This is a genomic window from Vibrio sp. Vb0598 (assembly GCF_033338935.1).
Lineage (GTDB): Bacteria > Pseudomonadota > Gammaproteobacteria > Enterobacterales > Vibrionaceae > Vibrio > Vibrio alginolyticus.
Window position 1 is genome coordinate 169,936 of sequence record NZ_JAWOTP010000003.1, and the last position, 25,900, is coordinate 195,835.

The 25,900-nt window shown below is 45.4% G+C and carries 19 protein-coding genes; 12 read left to right on the plus strand and 7 right to left on the minus strand.

What is annotated here, in order from left to right:
• Positions 1-131: 131 nt before the first annotated feature.
• The 3 genes from R7Q38_RS04920 to R7Q38_RS04930 all read right to left on the minus strand — a co-directional run bounded on the left by R7Q38_RS04920 (position 132) and on the right by R7Q38_RS04930 (position 5,200).
• Positions 132-839 (minus strand): 1-pyrroline-5-carboxylate dehydrogenase, encoded by a 708-nt coding sequence (locus R7Q38_RS04920; RefSeq protein WP_005383557.1) that lies wholly within the window; start codon positions 837-839, stop codon positions 132-134.
• 11 nt (positions 840-850) lie between these two features.
• Positions 851-3,982: a bifunctional proline dehydrogenase/L-glutamate gamma-semialdehyde dehydrogenase PutA gene (gene putA, locus R7Q38_RS04925; RefSeq protein ID WP_213891009.1), complete on the minus strand. Its 3,132-nt coding sequence runs from the start codon at positions 3,980-3,982 to the stop codon at positions 851-853.
• Between the two features lie 405 nt (positions 3,983-4,387).
• Positions 4,388-5,200, minus strand: a complete 813-nt coding sequence (locus R7Q38_RS04930; RefSeq protein WP_017820064.1) for an AraC family transcriptional regulator — start codon at positions 5,198-5,200, stop codon at positions 4,388-4,390.
• 973 nt (positions 5,201-6,173) lie between these two features.
• On the opposite strand from R7Q38_RS04930, the gene R7Q38_RS04935 reads away from it, so the two are divergent.
• The gene (locus R7Q38_RS04935; RefSeq protein ID WP_017820063.1) at positions 6,174-6,893 is read left to right on the plus strand and encodes a PAS domain-containing protein; all 720 of its coding nucleotides are present in this window, start codon (positions 6,174-6,176) and stop codon (positions 6,891-6,893) included.
• Positions 6,894-6,966: 73 nt separating this feature from the next.
• Here R7Q38_RS04935 and pdxH read toward each other — a convergent pair whose 3' ends face one another.
• A complete protein-coding gene (gene pdxH, locus R7Q38_RS04940; protein WP_005374570.1) occupies positions 6,967-7,602 on the minus strand; it encodes a pyridoxamine 5'-phosphate oxidase in 636 nt (211 codons plus the stop codon).
• A 115-nt stretch (positions 7,603-7,717) separates the two neighbouring features.
• Between pdxH and R7Q38_RS04945 the strand changes: the two genes are divergently transcribed.
• From R7Q38_RS04945 to R7Q38_RS04975, 7 genes are all read left to right on the plus strand, one after another.
• A complete protein-coding gene (locus tag R7Q38_RS04945; RefSeq protein ID WP_239938466.1) occupies positions 7,718-9,592 on the plus strand; it encodes an ATP-binding protein in 1,875 nt (624 codons plus the stop codon).
• On the plus strand, positions 9,585-10,808 hold the full coding sequence (locus tag R7Q38_RS04950) for a sigma-54-dependent transcriptional regulator (RefSeq protein ID WP_151515231.1): 1,224 nt from the start codon (positions 9,585-9,587) through the stop codon (positions 10,806-10,808). Before R7Q38_RS04945 ends, R7Q38_RS04950 begins: the two co-directional genes overlap by 8 nt.
• 173 nt (positions 10,809-10,981) lie before the next feature.
• On the plus strand, positions 10,982-12,373 hold the full coding sequence (locus R7Q38_RS04955) for an HlyD family type I secretion periplasmic adaptor subunit (RefSeq protein WP_005374562.1): 1,392 nt from the start codon (positions 10,982-10,984) through the stop codon (positions 12,371-12,373).
• 114 nt (positions 12,374-12,487) lie between these two features.
• Positions 12,488-13,171: a transglutaminase-like cysteine peptidase gene (locus tag R7Q38_RS04960; protein WP_005374561.1), complete on the plus strand. Its 684-nt coding sequence runs from the start codon at positions 12,488-12,490 to the stop codon at positions 13,169-13,171.
• Positions 13,172-13,176: 5 nt separating this feature from the next.
• Entirely contained in the window at positions 13,177-15,090 is a 1,914-nt protein-coding gene (locus tag R7Q38_RS04965; protein ID WP_005383568.1) for an EAL domain-containing protein, read from the plus strand.
• Between the two features lie 15 nt (positions 15,091-15,105).
• Positions 15,106-17,220: a type I secretion system permease/ATPase gene (locus R7Q38_RS04970; protein WP_005374556.1), complete on the plus strand. Its 2,115-nt coding sequence runs from the start codon at positions 15,106-15,108 to the stop codon at positions 17,218-17,220.
• A gap of 493 nt (positions 17,221-17,713) precedes the next feature.
• Complete coding sequence (locus R7Q38_RS04975; protein ID WP_042522270.1) at positions 17,714-18,307, plus strand: mechanosensitive ion channel family protein; 594 nt, start codon at positions 17,714-17,716, stop codon at positions 18,305-18,307.
• Between the two features lie 300 nt (positions 18,308-18,607).
• On the opposite strand, the gene R7Q38_RS04980 is transcribed toward R7Q38_RS04975, so the two are convergent.
• On the minus strand, positions 18,608-18,946 hold the full coding sequence (locus R7Q38_RS04980; RefSeq protein WP_017821886.1) for a hypothetical protein: 339 nt from the start codon (positions 18,944-18,946) through the stop codon (positions 18,608-18,610).
• Between the two features lie 231 nt (positions 18,947-19,177).
• Here R7Q38_RS04980 and R7Q38_RS04985 point away from each other — a divergent pair, with 231 nt between their 5' ends.
• A complete protein-coding gene (locus tag R7Q38_RS04985; protein ID WP_054575572.1) occupies positions 19,178-19,762 on the plus strand; it encodes a flavodoxin family protein in 585 nt (194 codons plus the stop codon).
• Positions 19,763-19,825: 63 nt separating this feature from the next.
• Here R7Q38_RS04985 and R7Q38_RS04990 read toward each other — a convergent pair whose 3' ends face one another.
• Entirely contained in the window at positions 19,826-21,451 is a 1,626-nt protein-coding gene (locus R7Q38_RS04990) for an ABC transporter substrate-binding protein (RefSeq protein WP_005383575.1), read from the minus strand.
• A 141-nt stretch (positions 21,452-21,592) separates the two neighbouring features.
• Between R7Q38_RS04990 and mpaA the strand changes: the two genes are divergently transcribed.
• Positions 21,593-22,303, plus strand: coding sequence for a murein tripeptide amidase MpaA (gene mpaA, locus R7Q38_RS04995; protein WP_005383577.1), 711 nt, complete (start codon positions 21,593-21,595; stop codon positions 22,301-22,303).
• Between the two features lie 19 nt (positions 22,304-22,322).
• Here the strand turns inward: mpaA and R7Q38_RS05000 are convergent, their stop codons facing one another.
• Positions 22,323-23,174, minus strand: a complete 852-nt coding sequence (locus tag R7Q38_RS05000; RefSeq protein WP_033907250.1) for a MurR/RpiR family transcriptional regulator — start codon at positions 23,172-23,174, stop codon at positions 22,323-22,325.
• A gap of 242 nt (positions 23,175-23,416) precedes the next feature.
• On the opposite strand from R7Q38_RS05000, the gene murQ reads away from it, so the two are divergent.
• A complete protein-coding gene (murQ, locus tag R7Q38_RS05005; protein WP_154204098.1) occupies positions 23,417-24,319 on the plus strand; it encodes an N-acetylmuramic acid 6-phosphate etherase in 903 nt (300 codons plus the stop codon).
• 28 nt (positions 24,320-24,347) lie between these two features.
• Complete coding sequence (gene murP / locus R7Q38_RS05010; RefSeq protein WP_005500182.1) at positions 24,348-25,802, plus strand: PTS N-acetylmuramic acid transporter subunit IIBC; 1,455 nt, start codon at positions 24,348-24,350, stop codon at positions 25,800-25,802.
• Positions 25,803-25,900 lie beyond the last annotated feature (98 nt).

The following is a 25,900-nucleotide window of genomic DNA, read 5'->3' on the forward strand; positions in this document are numbered from 1 at the left end:
AGTCCTCGTTATAATTATTTCCTTCCTTGCCTGCCCTGATATTTTACCGTCTCAGCAATACATCAGAGTATAAAAAACCAATCTGGACCGGCTCTCAGTCCAGTTACTCCAGATTGGCATTACAAGTCAGGTTAGTGAGTTTCGTTCCCCAACTCGAGTAGAGTTGCGTTACCACCCACCGCGGTAATATTTATCGTTCGAGTGCGCTCAGTAATGAAGCGCAACGAGAGATGAGGATCATGAGCCAATTTCGGTGACTCTAAATCCGTTTCAGAAACTAAGCCGACGATTGCACCGTCACGCTTAGCTAGTTGAAGATTGAGCGCATGCTCAACCTGTGAACGCCCAACATAACCCACACTACGTACATCGCTCTCAAGCAACGGGGCAGACGCATCGTACGCAACAACCTGGACTAAGTTAGATGGGAAGTTTGCCAACGCTACAGCTTGCTTAACCAATTGGTTTAGCTCTGCATTGTCACTGCAAACGACCACACTGTTGCCTGCAATTAAGGCACAGGTGATCATCGCAAAAGCACTGTATAACGCATTATCAGCAGGCTCGATGTTGTTTTCACAAATCACCAAAGCCACACCGCGTCCTGCGGCATACAGTTCGTTAGTTTCCCCTGTAGGGCCAACTAACTGGTGAGTTTCTGCAAGAAGAGCTGATGCTTGTTGCAAGTGGTAAGAAACCACTTTGGCAACGGTAGACTGCTGCCCTTCTAGTGCAGATTTAAATGCCAGAACATGCTCGCATTTGTAATCAAAATCAGTCAGATTCCACTGCTCCCACGCAGAGAATGCATCTTTAAAATAGGTGATCTGATGAACCATAATGCGACTCCTTATGCGTTTTCTGCTTGAGCAAGAAGATGTTGAGTAAAGCGGAATAGGTAGTGTGGACCACCAGCTTTCGGGCCAGTACCCGACAAGCCTTGACCACCAAACGGCTGTACACCAACCACAGCGCCAACTTGGTCTCGGTTGATGTAGCAGTTACCTACTCGTGCATGTTTCTCAATCCAACGGTACGTGGTTTCGTTACGGCTATGGATACCCATCGTCAAGCCAAAACCCGTTCTGTTGATCTGCGCAACCACGTTCGGTAATTCAGACGCTTTAAAGCGAACAATGTGCAAGATTGGACCAAATTGTTCTTCTTTCAGCACATCGATGCCCGAGATTTCAAACGCACTTGGTGAGACAAAGTCACCATGCTGGCACGATTCATCCAGCTGTAGCTGAGCGACTTTAGTCTGTGTTTTGCTCATTTGCTCAAGGTGAGCAAGGAGTTTTTGTTTTGCATTGCTGTCGATAACCGGACCAACATCCGTTTTGTGTAGGTAAGGTAAACCAACATACAGCTCATTCATCGCACCTTGAATCAGGTTGATCATACGGTCTGCTACATCTTCTTGTACAAATAGAACACGAAGGGCAGAACAACGCTGACCAGCAGATGCAAACGCCGAACGAATCACATCACGCACCACCTGCTCTGGCAATGCAGTACTGTCCACGATCATTGCGTTTTGACCACCTGTTTCCGCAATAAACGGAACCGGTTTCGCGCTGCGCTCCGCGAGCGTGACGTTAATGCGTTGCGCCGTTGCCGTTGAGCCAGTGAATGCCACACCAGCAATAGCATCATGAGAAGTCAGTGCATGACCGATCTCAGCGCCGCGACCAGTAAGTAACTGAATCACACCAGCAGGGAAACCCGCATCAAGCATTAATTCAATAGCGCGAGCGGCAATTAAGCTTGTTTGCTCAGCAGGTTTTGCAACCACAGTGTTACCTGCAATCAGTGCTGCCGTTACCTGACCAAGGAAGATAGCCAACGGGAAGTTCCAAGGGCTGATACACACAAACACACCAAGACCTTCACGGCTAGAAATGCGTTTCACACCGTCAAAGCCTTCTAGCTCAAATGGCTGTAGGTTTTGCGCTTGTTTCGCGTAATAACGACAGAAATCCACTGCTTCACGAACTTCATCAATACTATCGTGAATCGTCTTGCCCGCTTCTTTGTGACAAATCGCCACCAGCTCAGCCAGATTTTCTTCCATTAAGTCAGCAAGCTTTTCTAAACAAGCCGCTTTTTGCTCAACAGGAACACCTTTCCAATCAGAGAAAGCAGTTTGCGCCGCATCAATTGCAGAGGAAACATGATCAAGTGTTGCAAATGCCACTTTGCCGACTTCAATTCGGCGATCGTACGGTGCGGTGATGATTTCAGCCGCATTTTCCTTGATCATGCTTTCGGCAAAGCGTTCACCATTGATCATCGGGCCTGCAACCCACTGGTTGTCCATGAAGCTTTCGACCTGCGCTTCAAATGGCTTCGCCTCACTGTCGATATCAATGTTGACGCCATATGAGTTCTTACGCTCAGGGAAAATATCGGCAGGCAATGGAATTTTGTCGTTGTGTAGCGTGTCAAAACCCGTCAACACATCCACAGGGTGATGGGTCAACTCATAAATCGGACAACGCGCATCAACTAGACGGTGTACAAACGAGCTGTTCGCACCATTTTCAAGCAGACGACGAACCAAGTACGGAAGAAGATCAGCATGGCTACCGACAGGTGCATAAATACGTACTGGCTGACCGTACATTTTCATAACATGGTTATACAGAGAATCACCCATACCATGCAGGCGCTGGAACTCGTATTCTTTGTGCTCCGCCATGACAGCAATTGCCGTCACCGTGTGAGCATTGTGGCTTGCAAATTGTGGGTAGATATTACCGCGAACACCTTCGCTAAGTAGGAAACGAGCACAAGCTAGGTATGCAACGTCCGTCGCTTCTTTGCGAGTGTATACTGGGTAATTTGCATAACCCGCTTGTTGAGACCACTTGATTTCGCTGTCCCAGTACGCGCCTTTAACCAAACGCAGAGGAATAACGTCACCTTGTTCTTTTGCGAGTGCATTTAGCCACACCAAGACTGGTAGCGCACGTTTTGAGTAGGCTTGAATAACCAAACCAAACTTGCCCCAACCCTTCACAAGATCGCTACGGTATACTTTCTCAAATAGCTTCAGGGAAAGCTCAAGGCGATCCGCTTCTTCTGCATCGATTGTGATTGCAACGTCGACTTCAATTGCACGTTTCAATAGCTGCATTAGTGAGTCATACAACTCTGTCATTACACGTTCTTCATTTGCGACTTCGTAGCGCGGGTGTAATGCAGAAAGCTTGATGGAAATCGAAGGCGCAGGGCTGGTGTCGTTACCGTAAGTCTCGCGACCCACCGCTTCGATCGCCATTAGGTAATCTTTGAAGTACTTGTTCGCGTCCGCTGTAGTTAACGCCGCCTCACCCAACATATCAAATGAGTAGGTGAAACCTTTGTCGCGCATTGGACGACCGTTCTTCTGCGCTTCTTCGATCGTACGACCACGAACAAACTGGTGACCCATGATCTTCATTGCCTGATACATGGCTTTACGAATCACAGGCTCAGAGAATTTATTTACCAGACGGTTTACAGCCTGACCTGGGCTCTGGGTGCCTTGCTCACCAAGACCAACCACTTTACCTGTTAGCATGAGGCCCCATGTTGATGCGTTAACAAACACAGAGTCAGAGTTCTTCAGGTGAGATTTCCAGTCTGCGACACTCAACTTATCTTTAATCAAAGAATCTGCTGTCGCGGCATCTGGGATGCGCATTAATGCTTCTGCAAGACACATCAGCAAGATACCTTCTTGAGTATCTAAGCTGTATTCCAGCAATAAAGCATCAATCATCTGGATTGACTTCTTATCGGCACGAATGGCTTCGATAAGGTGGGTCGTTTGGGTAGTGATCGCCGATTTTTCATCCTCTGTCGGCGTCGCTAGTGGCAATAGTTGCTCTAGCCATTGAGACTCGTCCACCATATATAATGGCGAGATCAGTGACCACAACTTATCAAGCGGCTGCCCGATAAATTCCGGTGTCAACACGTTCGTAGCTGTAAACATGTGTGTTCCTCAATCTCACTCCTCGAAAACCGCTTCGAGGATTATCAATGGCTGGCAGTGTATTTTGAGGCCGATAAGAATACTTGTCAAAAACTACGACATTTTTGCCAAAAACTCGCTTTTATAACAAAACATCCACATAGTCACATTCAAATAGGTAATATTTTGTGTTGTAAATTTTAATTTTTTCATTGCATTCACAACAAAATATCAAGAATATCAATAAGATTTTTGTGAAGAGCTCGTTCTAAGAGAAAATGTAGGATCAAGTGGCATATCAACCACTGCAAAGAACAGAGAATTTAAAAAAACGAGAGATAGGTCACGTGAATAAAACATAAAAAAACCATGCATAGTGCATGGCTTTATTCTGATTGATGATTATTTGACCTAAAAAACGCGTTGTTATCCAACTTGTTTTTTATAACGGGAAGGTGATATTCCCTGTAAGCGAGTAAAAGTATGAGTAAAAGTACTCTGGCTTGAGAAGCCAGTAAACTCGGCAATTTGCCCTAAAGAAAGGTGCCCTTGCTCGATTAATTCACGAGCCATGTCGATACGCTTTCCAAGAACATATTGATGAGGTGTAATCCCCATCTGCTCTTTAAACAAGCAATGGAACTGACTTTCCCCAAGAAACACTCGCCCGGCCAATTGAGCCACACTAATCTTATGACTCAGGTGCTGCTCAATGTAACGATCAATCGCCTCCAAATCAAAGCGCGACTCTTTTCGACTGGTCTCAAATGCCGAGATATGGCGCTGCATTAATGCAATCACAGTGTCGTTACACGCACGACTTAACAGCAGGTCATCCGGATGGTTTCGCATTTCCTGAACCAACATCTGTATCAACTTCTGAATTTGACTATCTAACTGGAAGTAGACATGATCTCTCTCCAGGTTATTGATTTTTTGAAGCATTTCAGGATCATCATTTGTCGGTTTGGGCATATTCAGCACCAAAATATCCGATTGATTGATGACGCCACCGAAAGCATGATCAGAGCATGCGGTGACCACACAACCTTGACCAGGGCCGACAAGATTACCTCGCCCGCGCACTTCAAATTCGGCTTGCCCTTTTAAACCAATCACGATCTGCGTATAAGAATGATCGTGGCAATCCATATAAGACGGAAGTGTGATCAGCTCCGCCGGCTTTGGCAGAATAATCTCTTGATATGAAAGGATTTTTTGGTTATCTGAGTCACTCATTTCAAACAGTCGTCTTTACACGGTCAGCTTACGTCTTCGCATCATATACCTTCTTTGTTGGGTTGCAACTTTTACCCAACTCAATCGACAAGATCAAATCAGCATGATCAAGTTCATTTACATGATCATAGTTCCGGAACGATGATCATGCGAGGTTAATTTACGGTCAGTGATCAACCAATTTTATTAACAAAAACGGATAGATAGGCAACACCTTACGTATATATAATCAATCAATGTAAAGATCCTTATTACCGAACAATCTGTTATTTTGTAAAACACCGTGCTCCATATTAGATAAGTCGTCCCTGAAACGGATCGAAACCCACTCTTAAGCTCAACATAGAGGGATTTCCCCCCTTACTAATATGCTTCTGATTCAATACATTAGTTATCGAGCTTTAAGATGCATACGATCTAAAGCTCTCGGTATCTCATTGATACCTCTAACTTACTTAGCAGACCCTCGCTAGGTAATTTAGAACCTCTTCTACACGTCGACAAGATTATATCTTGTGTTGCCAGCCCGTCTTCAGGCTGGCTTTTTTTTTTCGCTTCTCAACAATGAAAACAATGGCATAAGCTGATATCATAGCGTTTGTCTCACTGTCCCTCTCATATGCTTAGGTGCTGCTCTTTCGCTCACAAGTGATATGAACGTCAACCACATTACAACTGAGTTGTAGGAAGCATGATCAAGGACGATACGAGTTGTAAGCCGAACATTGGCGGACATCCGTGAGCGCACATATCTGTAATGAAACAGACCATTTTCCCAATTAAACTCTTCGTTCCATTTCGTCGTTGTCTATGACTACCTGACGAAAACATCGAACACCATGAATTTAATTGGATTGAGCGCCAATCAACGAACGTGTTCTAGCAACGTAACTGCCTACTTGGCAACATCAATACGAGCCATGTAACACGGACGTCTCTGTATTGGTAAAAGCAGTATGTAGTGAGTCCTTTTGTGAATATTTCAGTCGATACCATAGAACAATCCCTCCTTAAACAGCTACCAGGTTGTTGGGGATGCAAAGATAAAGATTCGGTATTCCTATACGTAAACCAGGAATACGCAGAACTGTTAGGGCACACGTCGCCCGAGGAGTGCTTGGGTAAAACTGATTTTGATATGGCCAGCCCAACCACTGAATGCGCGCAAGAATTTCAACGCCAAGATAAACACGTTCTCGAAACTGGCGAGTCACTAAAAATTCTGGATATCCACCCTTATCCAGATGGCCGCTGGCGAGCACATATATTTACTAAAACACCGTGGCGAGATGACAAAGGCGACATCGTAGGCACCATTTTCTACGGAAGGGAACTCACCGACACCGCCGTGATTGAAGTCGGGTATTGGGTTTGTCGTGCAATCAGTACCAACCCAAATCAACAATCCATCTTTCGTTTTTCTGACTTACAACCAAAACCAGAGAAGCTCACATGCCGCGAGCAAGAAACGCTTTTCCTCTTGCTCTATGGCAAAAAGCCTCAATTTATCTCTCAGGTCATGGGCATATCAACAAAAACCGTTGAAGGTCACGTCGCACGCTTACGTAATAAGTTTGCAGCGAACAGCAAGAACGAGCTAATAGATAAAGCAATGGAAGCAGGCTACGGCTCTGTTGTACCCAAAACGCTGCTTAAGCATCAATTATCGGTTGTGTTGAATGGAGAGCGATAATTCACATCGCTTCCACCTACAAAAACACCGCCCCAATTCGGCGGTGTTTGTTTATTCATGAGGGACCATAAGCCTATGGCGCTAAACGATCAATGTCCCAACTTCCATCATGCTGGGAGAAAAGAAAACGATCGTGAAGGCGATGTTCGCCACCTTGCCAAAATTCGATGCTCTTTGGTTTTACGCGAAAGCCCCCCCAAAAGGTTGGTACTGGTATTTCACCCTTAGCAAACTTCTGTTTTAGCTCTAAAAACTTACCTTCCAACACACCTCTGGCAGAAATACGGCTACTTTGTTTGCTCGCGATTGCGGCCAACTGGCTCTCTTTAGGACGAGAAGTAAAGTATTTCATATTCTCTACGGCGGTAAGCTTTTCAGCCACACCAGTAATATGAACTTGGCGCTCTAACGGATGCCAAGGGAAGTGCAAACTAATATTGCTGTTATGCTCTAGCTGCTGGGCCTTGCGACTGCCTAGGTTGGTGTAAAACACAAAACCATCTTTGTCGACGTTTTTCAATAGAACAATGCGTTGAAACGGCATGCCATTTTCATCAACCGTTGCAACTGTCATCGCTGTCGGGTCCGTTAAACCCGCTTCAACTGCTTGCTCTAGCCACAGATTAAATTGATCAATAGGATCAGCTTTCAAATCTTTACGACGCAGCCCACCTTTGGTGTACTCACGACGAATATCAGCAAGTTCCATCTTTACTCCTTCACTCGTTTTTGTCGATTGTGCTCCCGATACTGAGGAAATACAAGAACATCATTGTGCTTGTTATCGTTGCCGCTCACAGCATCACAGTGCGTCATTTGATACCATGACACAAAAAACCAGTGAGCCGATCGTGAACTTACTCAACCCCAAAGCCCTACGTCATTTTTTACTGCTACTGTGTGCCGTTGGCATTTCAGGGCTTGCGCTTACTCATCATTACGCAACTCAATACCAACATGATCAATGGCAACAAAAGCTAGAGAGACAAGCCGCGCAAGTATCACAAGAAGTGGACTACGAACTGGCAAAGTTTGAACAGATACCAAACCTATTAAGTCACGACCCAAGACTACTCAAAGCAGTCGAGCGCGGAACGCCCTCTCAAGAGCTCAACCTACTGTTATCAGATTGGTTGAAGCAAAGCTTGGCCGATACGATTTACGTTCATGACCGTACCGGGTTAGTCATAGCCTCAAGTAACTTTCAGCAAGAAGATACGTTTGTTGGCTCTAGCTTTAGCTATCGCCCCTATTTTAAAAATGCGCGACGCGGTGAGCCCGCTCAATACGTTGGATTAGGCGTACGCTCGAATAAACGTGGGTACTTCTTCTCATCTCCGCTGAGGGTAAATGAGGAAGTCGTTGGCGTGATCACAGTAAAAGTGAACTTGGAGCAATTAGAACAGCGCCTTTCGCAAACCACGACTGACGTACTCATTACAGATAAACACAATGTCGTGTTTATGAGCAATTTACCAGACTGGCGCTATCGTGCACTTTTCCCACTGTCATCGAGTGCAATAAATGAACTTACCGAAACGCGTCAATATGGCGATACCTTACCCGAATATTTTGGTGAGTTAACGGCACATAGTGGTGTCACGGAGTTTGATGACAATCAATTGCTTCTATCACCAAATTACCTCGCATACGCAACACACTTATTGGATAAAGGGTTTCGCGTCGTTGCCTTAATTAACCACAACAGCGTTCTTGCCGCCGTTTTACAGGCCGATATCGTCTTCCTGATCTTATATGCGCTCATTGCTCTAATTGCGTTAGCGTGGTTCCAAACCCTAGTTAACAAAGCACGCCTTGCCCATCTCAATGTGAGCCTAGAAGAAAAAGTAGTGCAACGGACACTAGTTCTGAGTGAAGCCAACCAAAAACTACAACAGACCATCCGCCAATATGAGCAAAGCCAACAAGAGCTTAAACAAACACAACAAGAACTGACGCAAGCCGCGAAATTGGCATTGTTGGGCGAGCTATCAGCCAGTATTAATCATGAGATAAATCAGCCACTTTCCGCACTAAGAACCTATACCGAAAACTCGCAGCGTTTGTTGGCAATGGAAAAATACCCAATGGTCGCCGACAATTTGGGCAAAATGCTGACACTTAATGACACCATTTCGGAAGTCATTGCCCGCTTAAAAGTCTTTACTCGGAAAGCCACGCACGATTCACACAATGAAATCTCAGTACTGCACGACGCGGTACATACTGCCACCAGCATTTTGAGCAACAAGCTTATTAAGCAAGGAGTAACACTAAAAGTTCCGGCCATCGACTATGATGTGAAGCTGGCCATTCACAGCGTTGAATTAGAACAAGTGCTGATAAACCTCTTCCACAACGCCGCACAAGCGATGGAAAACCACTGTATCGATCCGCAAATATCCATTGCTGTTCAGTGTCATGATGACAGTTGCGACATTCTTGTTTCCGATAACGGACCAGGGATGTCAGACGAAGCCCTAGCAAAAGTGTTCGACCCATTTTTTACGACTAAGCCGGAGGGTCTTGGATTAGGTTTAACAATCTCCAAGCGGATTATAGAGAGCTATCACGGTTCCCTCTGTGCCTATAAACATCAGAACACAGAACAACAAGCAGGAGGGATGACCTTTATCGTGACGCTACCAATAGTCAATCAGAATAAACGTACCCCAGAAGTGGAAAACGACCATGAATAACCCAGTTTTCTTTGTTGATGACGAACCACACATTCGTGATGCCGTGTCTCAAGCCCTGCTGATTGAAGGGATAGACGTCACCTGCTTACCCAACGCAGTAGAAGCCTTACGCGTAATCGACTCAAATACACCTGCGATTATCATCACCGATATCCATATGCCCGTGATGGATGGCTTGGAGTTTATGCGAACTTTGCGAAGCAAAAACGATCACTTTCAATTCATCGTACTTACTGGACATGGAGATGTGAAAACCGCGGTAGATGCGATGAAAAGCGGCGCGTACGACTTTCTAGAAAAACCGTTTTCAACGGAACAGCTCATGAAATCGCTCAACAATGCCAGCGATAAACTGAACTTGTTGCAAGAAAACATCTGGCTTAAGAAAGAGCTCGACATGCAAACTCATGTTGGTCCGAAAATGATTGGTCACAGTAAGGCCATGGTGAGCATTCGTCGCGCCTTGATCAGTGCGCCCACAAGCCAGCCGCTCATTTTTGTAGGTCAAGATGGTACGGGTCGGCGACTCGCTGCACAATTTGCCCACGACATACATGCAACACCGGATAGTGAGCTAATCGCCGCTTCTGGTGAAGACCTCTATGAGCTTTCATTAGAAGCGCTCGACAAAGCCATACACCGCTTAAGTGAAGGAAAACGCCACTGCAGTTTGTACTTACATAGCGCAGAGCATGTGTCGTTTGAACAATGGGAATACTTGTTCAAGCACCCAAAACTTGAACGTGTTTTTGGCGCGACCACCCAAGCCGAGCCACCTCTAAAATCCCTGGCGACTCTAATTCACTTACCAACGCTCGATGAAAGAAAGGAAGATATAGGGCCTTTATACAAGCACTTTGTGCGCCACACAGCGAGTCGATATCAGTTACAGCCGCCACATATCAGCCTAGAAGAGGTCAAACACCTCTCCAGTCTCGAATGGCCAGAAAACGTTAAGCAGCTACGCCAATTTGCTGAACTTCGTGCCCTCAAGCCAGATACTTTTAGAATGGAAGATTGGAACAGTGAGAAAAGTCTTGAAATTCAGAGTATGACTCAGCGCACAGAATACTTTGAATATTGCTTGTTATTCGATGCATTGCAAAGACATCGCGGCAGACTCAAAGAGGTTCAACTAGAATTACAGGTATCACGCAAAACCTTGTACGACAAACTAAAAAAACATCAGTTGGATAAAGCCAAGTTCAAGGCGTAATAGCTATACTCCGGCGCTAATTATGCTTTTGTTTGATTTAGAAAGTGTAAGAAAGCTCATTTGAAGAGAGAATAACCCTCTTCTCATATTTTATTAGCCGAGCATGCTGACATGATCGGTTAATAATAATAAGATCAAAAAGATAATCCGTAATTATATAAGCAGGGACTGTGATGAGCCGAGATAACTACAACAAACTCAACGATGAAGAGTTGGATTTTGTTGATGACAAAACTGCAGCATTGCTCCTCAATACCCCCAACAGCGCGCGTTTTATGCTCTGGGTTATGGTGCTATTTTTCATTGCAGCAATAGGTTGGGCATCTTGGGCTGAAATCGACAAAGTCACGGTTGGTCAAGGCAAAGTGATTCCCTCCTCACAGATACAAGTAGTCCAAAACTTAGAAGGTGGCTTAGTCAAAGAAATCTTGGTCAAAGAAGGCCAGTTGGTTGAAAAAGGCCAACAGTTACTGCTTATCGACGACACCCGCTTTCGCTCAGATTTTCGTGAACGTGAGCAACAAGTTGCCAACCTTACCGCATCTGTGCTGCAACTATCCGCTTCTATTAACAGTGTTGCCGTTAATCGTGATTTTGAAACGGAAAACTGGCGTCAAAGTGTACTACTTGATTACGGTAAACTGACCTTCCCACCAACCTTGGAAGAGACTCGACCTCAACTCACACAGCGTCAAAAAGCAGAATATCGCGAAGATCTAGATAATTTACGCAACCAACTTTCTGTTATTGACCAACAAGTGCAGCAAAAGCAGCAGGACTTGGTAGAGATCCAAGCGCGAGTAAGGAACTTGCGTCAAAGCTACCAATACGCGAAAAAAGAACTCGATATCACCAAACCTTTGGCAGACGAGGGCGTTGTTCCTCGTATTGAACTGCTCAAATTACAGCGCCAAGTCAACGATACCCGTCGTGAAATGACGTCCAGTGAGCTCAAAATTCCCGTATTGCAATCAGCGATTCGAGAATCCATGCTCAACCGTATTGATGTTGCACTCAAATTCCGCTCTGAACAGCAAGAGAAACTCAACAGCGCCCAAGACCAGTTATCTGCTTTGGTTGAATCAGCGGTGGGCTTGGAAGATAGAGTAAACCGAACGGTTGTGAATTCGCCAGTAACAGGCAAAATCAAAACACTGAACATCAATACTGTCGGTGGTGTTATCCAACCTGGTATGGATATCGTCGAGATCGTACCAACAGAAGACACACTATTGGTAGAAGCGAAAATTGCGCCAAAAGACATCGCATTTTTACGCCCAGATCTTCATGCTATCGTGAAATTTACAGCTTACGACTTCACAAAGTACGGCGGTTTAGAGGGTGAGTTGGAACATATCAGCGCGGATACCACTCAAGATGAAGAAGGCAACAGCTTCTACATTGTTCGTGTACGCACCGAAAAAACAAACTTTGGTCAAGATGCAGATTTACCAATCATTCCAGGAATGACAGCATCGGTCGATATCATCACAGGGAAGCGAACCGTTTTGGAATATCTACTTAAACCGATTTTAAGTGCCAAAACGAACGCCTTGAAGGAGTAAACCACATTAAGGTACTCGCGATAGGGAGTATTGAGCGATAAGTGATTAAATAAAAAGCACTTATTTCTCACTGACGAACTCTCTAGAAGAGTATACTTGTGATACGAGTCGAATATGCGATCCAATTTGCAGCGTAAAGTTACATTATTAATCAGCTTAAGTTGTTTGTCGTTCCAACTTGGTGCGCTGAACAGTAAAGAACAACGATGGGTCAATACGGTCACAGCGGTGTACGGCGAACGTGCGGGATTGCGCGTAAATACATGGCGAAAGAACCTCGACTTATTTAAACAATTAGAGACTCATGAACAGCTCGCTGGCGTTAACGACTTTTTTAATCAGCTGTATTTCGTTGACGACATAAAACTGTGGGGAAAGACAGATTATTGGGCTACGCCACTCGAATTTTTAGGGAGTAACGCAGGAGACTGTGAAGATTTCACTATTGCTAAGTACTTCTCTTTACTCGAGCTAGGAATACCAGATTCAAAGATGCGGTTAATATACGTAAAAGCCATCGAACTGAATCAGTTTCACATGGTATTAGCTTACTACCCTACCCCAAGTTCTGAGCCGCTCATTCTCGATAATATCAATCCTGACATTGTCCGAGCCTCTAAGCGTAGCGACTTGCTACCGATATACAGTTTTAATGGTACAAACCTGTGGTTGATGAAGTCATCTGCTAGCACTGGAGAGCTGGCAGGGAAAGCATCACGGTTGAGCCTTTGGAATGACTTACGCTCGCGCGAACGTAAGTTGCAGTTAAATAAACCTAAAATTAACTATGACGAGTGAGAAACATGACCCTATATAAGAAGCTTGTGGTGGGGATGGTTACGGTCTTTATACTCTTGTTGGCATCAGTATTCGTAATCCAATTCAACACGACTCGAGACAGCTTGGAGCAACAGCAACGTTCAGAGGTCAACAACACTATTAACACCGTAGGTTTGGCATTGGCTCCTTACCTAAAGGACAAAGATAAAGTCGCGGTTGAGTCCGTGATTAATGCTCTGTTTGACGGCAGCACCTACTCAGTTGTTCGCCTTACAGCATTAGATTCTGACTACCAGATCGTGCGTACTTACCCAGTTAAACCAAGTACGGTGCCACAATGGTTTATCGACATGAATCTATTTAAAGCGATTCACGATAAGCGTGTTGTGACCAGTGGTTGGATGCAGCTCGCCGAAGTAGAAATCATTAGCCACCCAGGCGCAGCTTACGAGCAGCTCTGGCAAGGTTTTATTGGGTTGCTGTCTGTATTCAGTGTCATTTTTCTGGCTGGTTTAGTGGCAATTTCATACATCCTACGTCGCTCGCTAAAGCCGTTAACGGCCATCGTGAATAAAATGCATGAAATCGCGAATAACCAATTTGGTGAACCGCTTGCTCGTCCAAGAACCAAAGATCTTATCGCGGTGGTAGATGGCATTAACATGATGTCTGCTCAAATCGAGCTATCATTCAAAGAGCAAGCCAAAGAGGCGCAACGTCTGCGTGCTCAGGCTTACCTCGATCCTATATCTAAATTGGGTAACCGCTCATTCTACATCAACCAAATCGACCAATGGCTTGCAGAGCAAACGCAAGGGGGTATCGCGCTACTCCATGCTGAATACATTGGAGACATTTACGAGACCAAAGATTACCAACGCGCAGATGCCCACGTTAAAGAACTGTCCCAACGTTTGAAAAACACCATTGATGTACCGGGTGCCACTATTGCTCGCTTATCTAGTGATGAGTTCGGCTTGCTTTTCCCTCATATGGATGAGAGCGAGTTACGCATTTTATCGGACAGCATCGTCAATTGTGTGAACGGCCTAAATACTGACCCAACAGGCTTAGCAAAACCTAAAGCGTCACTAGGGGTTGCACACAGCAAAGACCAGAAAACGCGCTCTGAAATCCTCTCGATGGTGGACAACGCACTATCGAAAGCCAAAGCGCAACCAGACAAGCCATACGGCTTCATTGGCAGTGATACACCTTCTAGTTTGATGGGTAAACAGCAATGGAAAGCGTTGGTTGAAGAAGCCATTCATAGTGATTGGGTTAAATTCCGTTTCCAAGCTGCGAAAAACACATGGGGTAAAGTATTCCACAACGAAGTATTTTCAAGCATCGAAAAAGATGGTGAAACGTATCGTGCGAATCAATACCTATTCGCACTAGAACAGTTAGACGCCACCAACATCTTTGACCAGTATGTCATTGAATCAATGATTAAGATGCTAGAAAGTGGTGAACTTAATGACCCAGTCGCGATTAACATCGCGCAAAGCAGCTTGTCTCAACCATCGTTTATTCGCTGGACAACTAGCATGCTGGAAAAACACGCCAAAGTGGCCTCTAAGCTACACTTTGAAATTCCAGAGGAATGCTTTATCGATCAGCCTCACCACACAGCACTGTTATGTAATGCCATTCGCCAATCAGGTGCTGAGTTCGGCGTAGATAACTACGGACGTAACTTCCAATCTTTGGAATACATCCAAGAGTTCCGCCCGAACTATGTGAAGCTCGATTACCTATTCACACACAACTTGCACGACGAAAAACAGAAATTCACGCTAACGTCGATCTCTCGTACTGCCCACAACCTTGGTATTACGACTATCGCATCGCGTATCGAAACTCAAATCCAGTTGGACTTCCTCACTGAACATTTTGTTGAGGTATTCCAAGGATTCATCGTCGACAAGGAATAAAAAGGTTTATCAACGATGAAAGACCCTTTACTGAATTCGCTCATCTACGTTAGCCGTTACTATGGGTTAGCTAACTCGCCAGAAGCGCTAGTCAACGGACTACCGCTATCTGACGGTAAACTGACCCCATTTTTGCTACCAAGAGCAGCGGAAAGGGCCGGATTGGTTGCCAAGGAAAACCGCGCAGAGCTGGAGAGCATCTCTAGCCTAATTCTGCCGGCAATCTTAGTTCTTAAAGGCGGTGACTCTTGCGTTCTCAACAGCATCAATATGGAGAAACGCGAGGCCGAAGTCACCACCCTAGAAAGTGGAATGGTGCCGATCTCTATTCCATTAGAAGACCTACTTGAGCAATACACTGGTCGGTACTTTTTAGTTAAAAAGCAATTCCGTTTCGATGAGCGCTCTCCCGAAGTGCTCAAAACCAACGAAGGCCACTGGTTCTGGTCCACCTTGTGGCAGTCAAAACGCATCTACCGTGATGTTTTAATCGCATCACTTCTCATCAACCTCTTTGCGGTTGCCGCTCCGCTATTCACTCGCTTGGTGTACGACAAAGTGGTTCCGAATCTTGCGTTTGAAACCCTATGGGTACTAGCAAGTGGCATCTTTGTCGTGTTCCTGTTCGACTTCATTCTCAAGTCGCTGAGAAATTACTTCATTGATGTGGCGGGCAAGAAGTCTGACATTCTAATTTCATCCAAACTGTTCAGCAAAGTGATGGGGATTAGAATGGAATCAAAGCCGCCTTCGGTCGGTGCCTTCGCTCGCCATTTACAAGAATTCGAATCTATTCGAGAGTTTTTTACTTCAGCGACCGTCAGTGCTCTCATTGATTTGCCTTTTGCCATTTTGTTCTTAGTGATTATATGGCTAATGGCTGGCGATCTTGTGTATGTACCGATGGTGGGCGTGGTCATTTTGATTATTCACTCGCTACTGATACAAGGGCCGCTGCGCCGCTCCATTGAGGAGGGTTCACGCCTAGCATCGCAAAAATATGCCAATTTGATAGAGAGCTTGGCTGGGTTAGAAACCGTAAAAATGCTCAGTGCGCAAAGCCAATTCCAATACCGCTGGGAAGAGGCAGTTGCGCACATGGCGAACTGGAATATAAAAAGCCGCCGAATTACGGATAGCATTCAAAACGCAGCAGGTTTTGTGCAGCAAAGTAGTAACGTAGGGATGATCATCCTAGGCGTTTACTTGATTGCAGAGGGCGACTTAACCATGGGTGGCTTGATTGCCGCAACCATGCTTAGCGGCCGCGCGATTGGTCCTTTGGTTCAGTTATCCTTACTCTCTACGCGCTACAACCAAGCGAAGTCTTCTATGACAATTATCAATCAAGTCATGGAAATGCCGGATGAACAAGAAGAAGGTAAACGTTACATTCACCGTCCAATAGTACAAGGCAAAATTGAACTTGAACGCGTGACCTTCCACTACCCAGATTCACCGGTGGCGTCGATTCGAGATTTGAGCTTAACCATTAACCCAGGCGAAAAAGTAGCGATCATAGGCCGTATCGGTTCGGGTAAAACCACGTTAGAGCGTCTAATCATGGGCTTGTATCAGCCGACGGAAGGTCATGTTCGCATTGATGATACCGACATCGCACAGCTGCATCATGTCGACATTCGCCGTAATATTGGTTGTGTGCCGCAAGATTCCAATCTGTTCTTTGGTTCTATCCGCGACAACATTACGCTAGGTCGCCCATTAACCGATGACCGTGACGTACTAGACGCAGCGAATCGTGCCGGTGTTACTGCGTTTACGCAATCTGACCCAGCGGGCTTAGAACGCCAAGTTGGTGAAGGTGGTGCAATGCTTTCGGGGGGTCAACGTCAAGCAGTCACGATCGCTCGTGCATTTTTGGGTCGTCCTCCTGTTCTACTCATGGATGAACCAACCAGTGCGATGGATAACCGCTCAGAGATGCACATTAAGCATCAATTAGCACAGTTGAAACCTAGTGAAACGCTGATTCTGATTACGCATAAAACGTCTATGCTCGACATCGTTGATCGCGTAATTGTGATGGAGAAAGGCAGCATCATCGCAGATGGCCCTAAAGCGCAAGTGCTGAACGATTTGAAACAAGGCAAAGTGCGTGCGGTTAGCTAACCTGAATTCACATTGATAAAAGACAAAGGCCCCGTTTAACTTGTGTTTAACGGGGCTTATTTTATTGGGAGCCCGAGATAATTAAGTTCTTCAAGCGCGACCCAAACGAGTACAAGGCCAACAATCACGAATAAAATCATAATCGCCTTTTCATCTTCTTCCATTTTTCAACGCCCTAAAAGCTATTTCAATTAATACACCTTAGGTTATCAGGACAAAAGTCATATTCAGCTCGTTTATAAGGAACTAGCGTCATAGAATGTCGGATATGGGATACAGCTCAAAGATTGCTCTCTTCAAAATCACGTCAGCTTTGATTGAATATAAGTAATGAAGCCAAAGAGTTCGTAATGCTCACTAAGTCTTTGATTAACTCATACAGTACTCTGTGGTACCTCAACACAGAGACAAATGGTGTAAAGAAAAATTGTGATTACTTACAGCAAAAAATCAGCTATAAAAGCCGCTTTCTAGATATCGTCGAGATGAAGAAATGAATGATTGGATCCAATTAGAGCAAGTGAGCCAGTATTTCACTACGGGCTCCCTCGGTTACAAACTATTGATGGGCATTTTTGTCCTGATCGCGTATCGCATCCTGAAGAGGATTGTAAATCGAGCCATCCTAAATTTGGCAACAACGAAAGGTGTAAAAAAGGCTCGTTTGAGTTTTATTCAGCGCTGTTTCAATGTCGCGCTGCTATTTTTGACCGCCTCTATTTTTGCCATTATCACAGGTATTGGCTATGGCGATGTGTCTTTGTTCCTATCGTCCATTTTTGCCGTATTAGGTGTGGCGTTTATTGCGCAGTGGTCAATTCTGAGCAACATCACTGCCAGCTTTTTGATCTTTTTTGTCTTCCCATACCGAGTGGGTGACCGAATTAAAGTCGTAGATAAAGATGAAGACATCTGCGGTGAGATTCAAGAAATCAGTATGTTTCACGTGTTAATTAAGCACGACAACGGAAACTTAATCACTTACCCAAACAACCAGATTTTGCAAAAAGCAGTGCTAAAGCTGGCGAAAAACAAGCCAGAGCCAAGTAAAGTAAAATCTCGGATTTATACTCGCAGAAAGAAATAACCCACTAAAAAGCCGATGTATCTACATCGGCTTTTTAGTATCACTTGGTGGTCACAAATAACCCAAAGTTAATGGCGAAAAACAGTGAAGAGACAAAACGTATAAGCTGAAGGTCACCACTGTATTCTTTCATGATAAAAACATGACACATCGCCGAAACCAAAAGCGCCACTTTAACCAAAGGAAGCTTCTTATTTACGAACCTTAAATAAATACAAAAAATAGAGATGGTGCAAGCAAAGAAAAAATCGTCACTAGTTCCATCTTCCTTAAAATACAAGGACATGGTTTTAGTTAAGCTTATATTTTTAGCTTCATTATGAGCCACCCACTAATATTTAGCGAGATAAGGGCATAAAAGAGGTAAAAAACAAGACTGACCGAAACAAAAAGTAGTGCATGCACTTTTTCTTCTAAGCTCTCTGGATGAACATTCATATCCACATCAAACACACCCGCTATAAAGTGTGCAAATACCGTGGAAGAGGCTGTAGAAAGGCCTCCTACCATAATGATAATAATCCCTCGCCTTAAGAAACGATGAAATGTACTTTTCCCGCCTTGGATCAGATCTGAGTTTACATATTTTAATCTATTTTTCCGCCTATTAATCATCACTAGCATCGGTACCTTTATCATTGTTTCCAAGAGAGTTTTCTACATCTTTAAGATCTTCCTTTAACGCTTTTATACACGACATTCATCGTCGTTGCATTCACTGTAGTTATGCCGTCGACTTACCCTATAAGAAAGCTCTTTAGATACCAATTCGTACTTTATCTATCTCAAATCTCTTCTTGACCTCAACTTAGCTTGAGGTTTTAGCCTTAGTCGCACGATTAAAAATCAACAATGAAAAAAGGAACCATTGTGTCCAAAATTGCGATTATTTATTTCTCTAAAACCGACGTTACTGGTCAGCTTGCTCGCGCGATTGCCGCAGGCGTTGAACAACAAGGCATTAAGCAGCAAGATGAATGTGAAATCCTCTCTCACCGAATTGAAGGCAGTGAGATTATTGAGGGACGTTTTGTGAACCCTAAACTAATGGATGAACTTGCTGAGTGTGATGCGATTATCTTTGGCTCACCGACCTATATGGGCGGTGTAGCAGCGCAGTTTAAAGCATTTGCCGATGCAAGCAGTGAATCTTGGTATTACCAAAAATGGGCGGGCAAAATCGCGGCTGGCTTTACCAGTGGTGGAGCAATGAATGGCGACCAATCTTGCACATTACAATATCTACAAACGCTCGCTAACCAACACGGCATGATGTGGATCGGGTTGGATAAGATCAGCAATTCTGGGGAGCAAAACCTGAATCGTTATGGTGTACAAGGTGGTATTGTTGCACAAGGTGGTGAAGGTGGTCAGTTGCATGCCTCTGATGTTGCAACGGCGGAGTATCTTGGCAAACGAATCGCAATGCTAGTGGACAAGCTCTCCGCTCGCTAACAATAAAAAGAAGCCCCGTAAGACACATCTTCGGGGCTTCGTATTTATCGCTTGTTTTGAGCGCTACTTCTTGATGTAGAGATCTTTCGAGTAAATGCGCCCTTCTACGTTGTTTTTTGCAAAGCCACCCACGGTTGGACGAACCAAACGCGCTTGCATGTAATAATAGATTGGCGCAATGGGCATATCTGCCGCCAGCAACCGTTCAGCTTGGTCGTAAAATCCTTGGCGCGCTTTCTCATCGGTTGCAGCCAATGCACTGTTCATCGCGTTGTCGTACGCTGCATTGCTGTAACGTGCAAAGTTACCCGAAGAACCTGAGCGAAGTAAGCTCAGGAAAGTAGACGCTTCATTGTAATCACCGCACCAGGAAGCACGCATCACATCGAAATTGCCTTGTTTACGCGCCACTAAGTACGACTTCCACTCTTGGTTTTCTAACTCCACGTTTGCACCGAGATTTTTTTGTAGCATCGACGCTATCGCAACCGCGATCGATTTGTTTGCCTCACTGGTGTTGTACAGCAATTTAAAATCGAGCGGCTTGTCTTTGCTGTAACCCGCTTCTTTTAACAACTGACGCGCTTTCTCGTCACGTTGTTGCTGACTCCACTTACTATACTCAGGGGGCGTCGCATCAAAACCGGCAGTGTACTGATGCGCAAAGGTATACGCAGGAAGGTTGCCCACTTGCGTGACACCATTCGTAATCACATCACGCATGATGGAGTACGACACCGCTTGACGCACTCGCGCATCATCAAATGGCGGACGAGTGGTATTGAACGCGTAGTAATACGTGCACAGTAATGGCACCACCGTGTAAGCCTGCTTGTAATCTTGTTTAAGCTTCTGCGCCATATGAGTCGGCACATCGGACGTGATATCCAACTCTCCTGCCGCATAACGATTGATCGACGCGTTTTGGTTTTCAAACGGAATGTAAGTCACTCTGTTTAGATGCGTATCTGCGCTGTCCCAGTAACTTGGACTCTTAACCAGTTCAATGCGCTCATTCACGACCCACTTATCCAATGTGAATGCACCGTTGCTAACAAATTGGTCTGGATCGCTCCACGGCTTGTCGCGGTTTTCCACTGTCGCTTGATGCACTGGCATCATGGACGTGTGCCCAGTCATAGCAACAAAGTACGGCACTTGACTGTCCAACTCAAAACGTAGGGTGTATTTATCCACTGCCTTGATACCGAGATCGTCCAAAGGCTTTTTGCCCTCTGCTACATCGGCGATGTTTTTGATCTTGGTGAGTTTGAGATACCAAACATTTGGAGAAGCGGTCTTCGGGTCCACCGCTCGGCGCAGTGAATAGACAAAATCATCCGCTGTCACAGGCTCGCCATTCGACCATTTCGCGTCTTTGCGCAAGTGAAAAGTAAAGGTTTGGTTGTCGTTGGTTTCCCATGATTCTGCCACACCGGGAATAATGTTTCCGTCACGATCTTGAATCACAAGCCCTTCAAATAAGTCACGAATCACATGCATTTCTGGCAGACCTTCGGCTTTCGCTGGGTCAAGCGTCGCCGCCTCTGCGTCATTCGCACGTACTAAATGCTGTTCTGCGGCAAGTTGAATGTCTTTAGGTAAGGTCTCCGCAGCAACTGATGTAGCAAGAAAAGGGGTGAATAAAGAGGAAATCAGCAACGCCGTTGAATGTTTTTTAAAATCCATATCGTTTTTCGTTCTCCTAACGCGTCTTGTGAAGCAAGTGCCACAATTAACATTTCAACCGTTGACGAGTTTAAACGGTTCAGTTTAGCTAGGTGTAATTAGCTTAGATATTGATACTACTTCATCAATCAGGAGATTACGGTGAGTCTAATTCCAAGAACGGAAAGAGCGGCATTTTTAATTCGGCCAACATCATACGGTCAATCCGTGCTTGGTGCGCCATTACTGTATTTTCCGGCTCAAGTCGAAAGTGCTTCGCGAGGTTTGATTTTGGCAGGCACTCACGGGGACGAGACGGCCTCGATTGCAGGTTTGTCCTGCGCGCTAAGAAGCTTGCCTGCTGAAAACTTACGACATGATGTGATTCTGTCAATGAATCCTGACGGCAACCAACTAGGCACACGCGCAAATGCAAACCAAGTGGATCTCAATCGCGCGTTTCCAACCCAAAATTGGACTGAGCATGGCACAGTGTATCGATGGAGCTCTCACACACCCGTTCGAGACGTACAGGTAAAAACTGGCACTAAAAACCAACTAGAGCCTGAAGTTAGCGCATTAATTAACTTGATTGAACTGCGCAAGCCAAAGTTTGTGGTGTCGTTTCATGAACCGCTTGCGTTTGTGGATGATCCCAAACATTCCGACCTTGCCAAATGGCTCGGCGAGCAGTTTCAGCTGCCAATCGTGGACGATGTCGACTACGAAACACCCGGCTCATTCGGCACTTGGTGTAGTGAACGTGATTTACCTTGCATCACGTTGGAGTTACCGGCAATTTCTGCCGATCTCACCATTGAAAAGCATCTATCCGCTTTTATTGCTTTACTGAGGCACGATCCGGATCTTTAGTCCACTGTTGAACAAGCGATCATGTGAGGATCTGTTTGATGTCGGTACTGATATCGCTGATCAACTGACGGGCACTGTCGTCTCTTTGTTGAACCAAGATGATAAACAGCAAATCGGTGATCACGTTTTGCGCGGTACGCGAAGCAATGGATGAGCTGCGATGTTCCGTTTCATTGGCAATCGTATCAAACGTAATATCGGCAATACCGCGCAAGCGACTTCTTCCAGGCGCAGATAACGCAATCACCTTCGCGCCCTGCTCTTTTGCCGCTTCTGCCGCAACGAGAATTTCTTTGCGCTCACCCGAAAACGAGATTGCGATCTGAACATCTTCTGGAGAGAGCGTGCGGGCAACAGCAATCTGCACGTGGCTGTCTTGTTCAGAAAGCGCCGTAATACCAAGTTTAAGCAGCTTAAAGCTTAAATCCTTCGCGGTCAGTGCAGAGCCCCCAATCCCGACCACTTGCACTCGACGCGCTTCACTCAACCATTTCACCGCTTGGTGACACGCTTCGTAAGACAGCGTATTGGTGGTTTGAAACATAGCGTCGGTTTTCGCTTTCACCAGTTTCTGTGAAATAACCGCAATGGGGTCGTCAGCCAAAATATCACTGTGCAGCGGTGTCGACTGCATCGCATGCTTACGGCCAATCTCTTCATTCAGAGCTAATTTAAACTCGCTGTAACCTTTAAAGCCGATACGCTGAGTAAATTTCACAATGCTCGATTGACTCACTTTTACTTGCGCCGCAAGTTCTTGGCTAGTGAGCAGCGCCGCCTTTTCTGCGTTTTCAACAATCCAATCGCCGACCAAACGACCACTTTGCGAAAGCTGAGTACGCCTCGCGACTATCTTATTGATAACTGACACAACAAAAACCTCAAAAAATTTAAATAAATTATTCCAAAACAAAAATAATTGGAGTTTGATTTAACTCCATGATTATTCTAACCAAGCCAGTTTATATCGGATGTAATGGACGTATATTTTCTCTCATTATTCCAAATTTCTCCTGCACAAAGAATAACCTCAAGTGTGATTTTTATCACCAAAACAGAATATTTTATTCCATAGAATCGCCCTCAGATTGAACATTACGAAGAGTGTAAAACATGAAAATTGATTTAAGCCGATTGGTGACAGAAAGCCGTAATCCAGCCAGTGCAGAGATTGATACGCTTTCGACCATCGAGATGCTGCAAGTCATTAATGAAGAGGATCAAAAAGTCGCGCTCGCGGTCAAAGCAGTGCTACCACAAATTGCAAAGACGGTTGATGCAATTACTGCAGCGTTCGCCAATGGTGGCCGTTTGGTTTACATGGGAGCTGGCACATCAGGCCGCTTAGGAATTCTTGATGCGAGCGAGTGTCCTCCTACCTACGGCACGCATCCAGATATGGTGATTGGCTTAATTGCTGGTGGACACCAAGCGATTTTGAAAGCGGTAGAAAACGCAGAAGACAACGCGAAAATGGGTCAAGACGACTTAAAAGCGCTTCACCTCACCAAACATGACGTGGTTGTAGGCATTGCAGCGAGTGGCCGTACACCTTATGTACTAGGTGGTTTGGACTACGCTAAATCCATCGGATCTACGACCGCATCTATCGCCTGTAATCCGGAATGTGCCATGGCAAAAGCGGCCGACATCGCGATTCTGCCGATAGTTGGCGCAGAGGTTGTCACTGGCTCTTCTCGCATGAAAGCCGGCACCGCACAAAAACTGGTGTTAAACATGCTCACGACAGGTGCAATGATTCGTAGCGGTAAGGTATTTGGCAACTTAATGGTGGATGTAGAGGCCACCAACGCCAAGCTCATCCAACGCCAAACCAACATTGTTGTAGAAGCAACTGGCGCATCAAAAGAAGAATCAGAGCGAGCATTAAATGCCTGCGATCGCCACTGCAAAACTGCCATCTTAATGATTTTGGCCGATTTGGATGCCGAACAAGCCAAATCACGCCTCGCCGCGCACAACGGTTTTATTCGCGCAGCACTAAATAATAACTAAATAATCCGAGTTCTGAAGGATAGACCCTATGGCAAAAATAACTTCAAACACAGTATCGCAGTTGTTGTCCGCAGTGGGTGGCAGCAGCAACGTAAGCAAATGTGGTAACTGTATGACGCGTTTGCGTTTATCGCTCGCCAACAATGGTTTGGCTGATCAGTCAGTTATCAAGCAAATTCCCGGCGTAATGGGTGTGGTGGAAAGCGATGAGCAGTTTCAGATCATTCTCGGTCCCGGAAAAGCTCAACAAGCGGCTGAGATGATGAATCAATTGATCGACAGCTTAACCTCTGGTGACAGTGAAGAACCAGATATGCCGCAACAAGATCTTTCTGCCGTCGCGGCCGAGCAAAAAAAGCAGATGAAGAGCAAACAAACCAGTGCGGTTCAGCGTTTTTTAAGCAAGTTTGCTACCATCTTTACGCCGTTGATCCCTGGTTTCATTGCCGCTGGTTTGTTGCTAGGTTTTGCGACGTTATTGGAACAGATGTTTGTTCTCGACCAGACACCAAGCCAGTTTATGCTGGATTTGATCGCCTACATGAAAGTCTTTGGTAAGGGTCTGTTTGCTTTCTTAAGTATTCTGATTGGTTACAACGCGCAGCAAGCGTTTGGCGGCTCTGGTGTTAATGGTGCCATTCTCGCCTCTTTGTTTGTGCTGGGTTACAACCCAGAGGCGACATCCGGCATTTACTCTGGCATGAACGAGTTTTTCGGCTTTGCGATTGATCCGCGCGGCAACATTATCGGCGTACTTTTGGCGGCGATCATCGGTGCGCAAGTCGAGCGTAAGGTTCGTCAATACATGCCAGATGATCTGGACATGATCTTAACGTCCGTTATCACTCTGTTGATCATGGGTGCGGTAACCTTCTTGATCATCATGCCAATCGGCGGCGAGCTGTTTAAAGGGATGTCTTGGTTGTTCCTCAACTTGAACGATAACCCATTAGGCGCTGCAATTTTGGCAGGTTTGTTCTTAATTTCTGTGGTATTTGGCATCCACCAGGGTTTTGTTCCAGTGTACTTCGCATTGATGGAAGCACAGGGCTTTAACTCGCTATTCCCTATCCTGGCGATGGCTGGTGGCGGTCAGGTTGGCGCGTCTATGGCGCTGTATTTCAAAGCCAAAAAAGACGCTCTACTGCGCACTCAAGTTAAAGGCGCTATTATTCCTGGCCTTCTAGGTATTGGCGAACCATTAATTTACGGCGTGACATTACCACGCGTAAAACCATTCGTTACCGCTTGTATTGGTGGTGCTGCGGGCGGCTTCTTTATCGGTTTAGTTTCTTACCTTGGCTTACCAGTTGGTCTTAATACGGTGTTTGGCCCGTCCGGTATCGTGGCAATTCCTCTCATGACATCAGAAAATGGCATCTTCCCGGGCATGATGGTGTTTGTTGCTGGCCTGCTTATCTCTTACATCGTCGGCTTCCTCGCGACTTACTTCTTTGGCTGCAAAGACGTCGATTTAAGCTAAATCATTCTTCCCCTATAGGAATGGACTAGCTCGCGCCCTTGGCAAACAAGGGCGCACCCTCTCTCTACTTCACGACAATTTTTCTTATTCCGTTACTC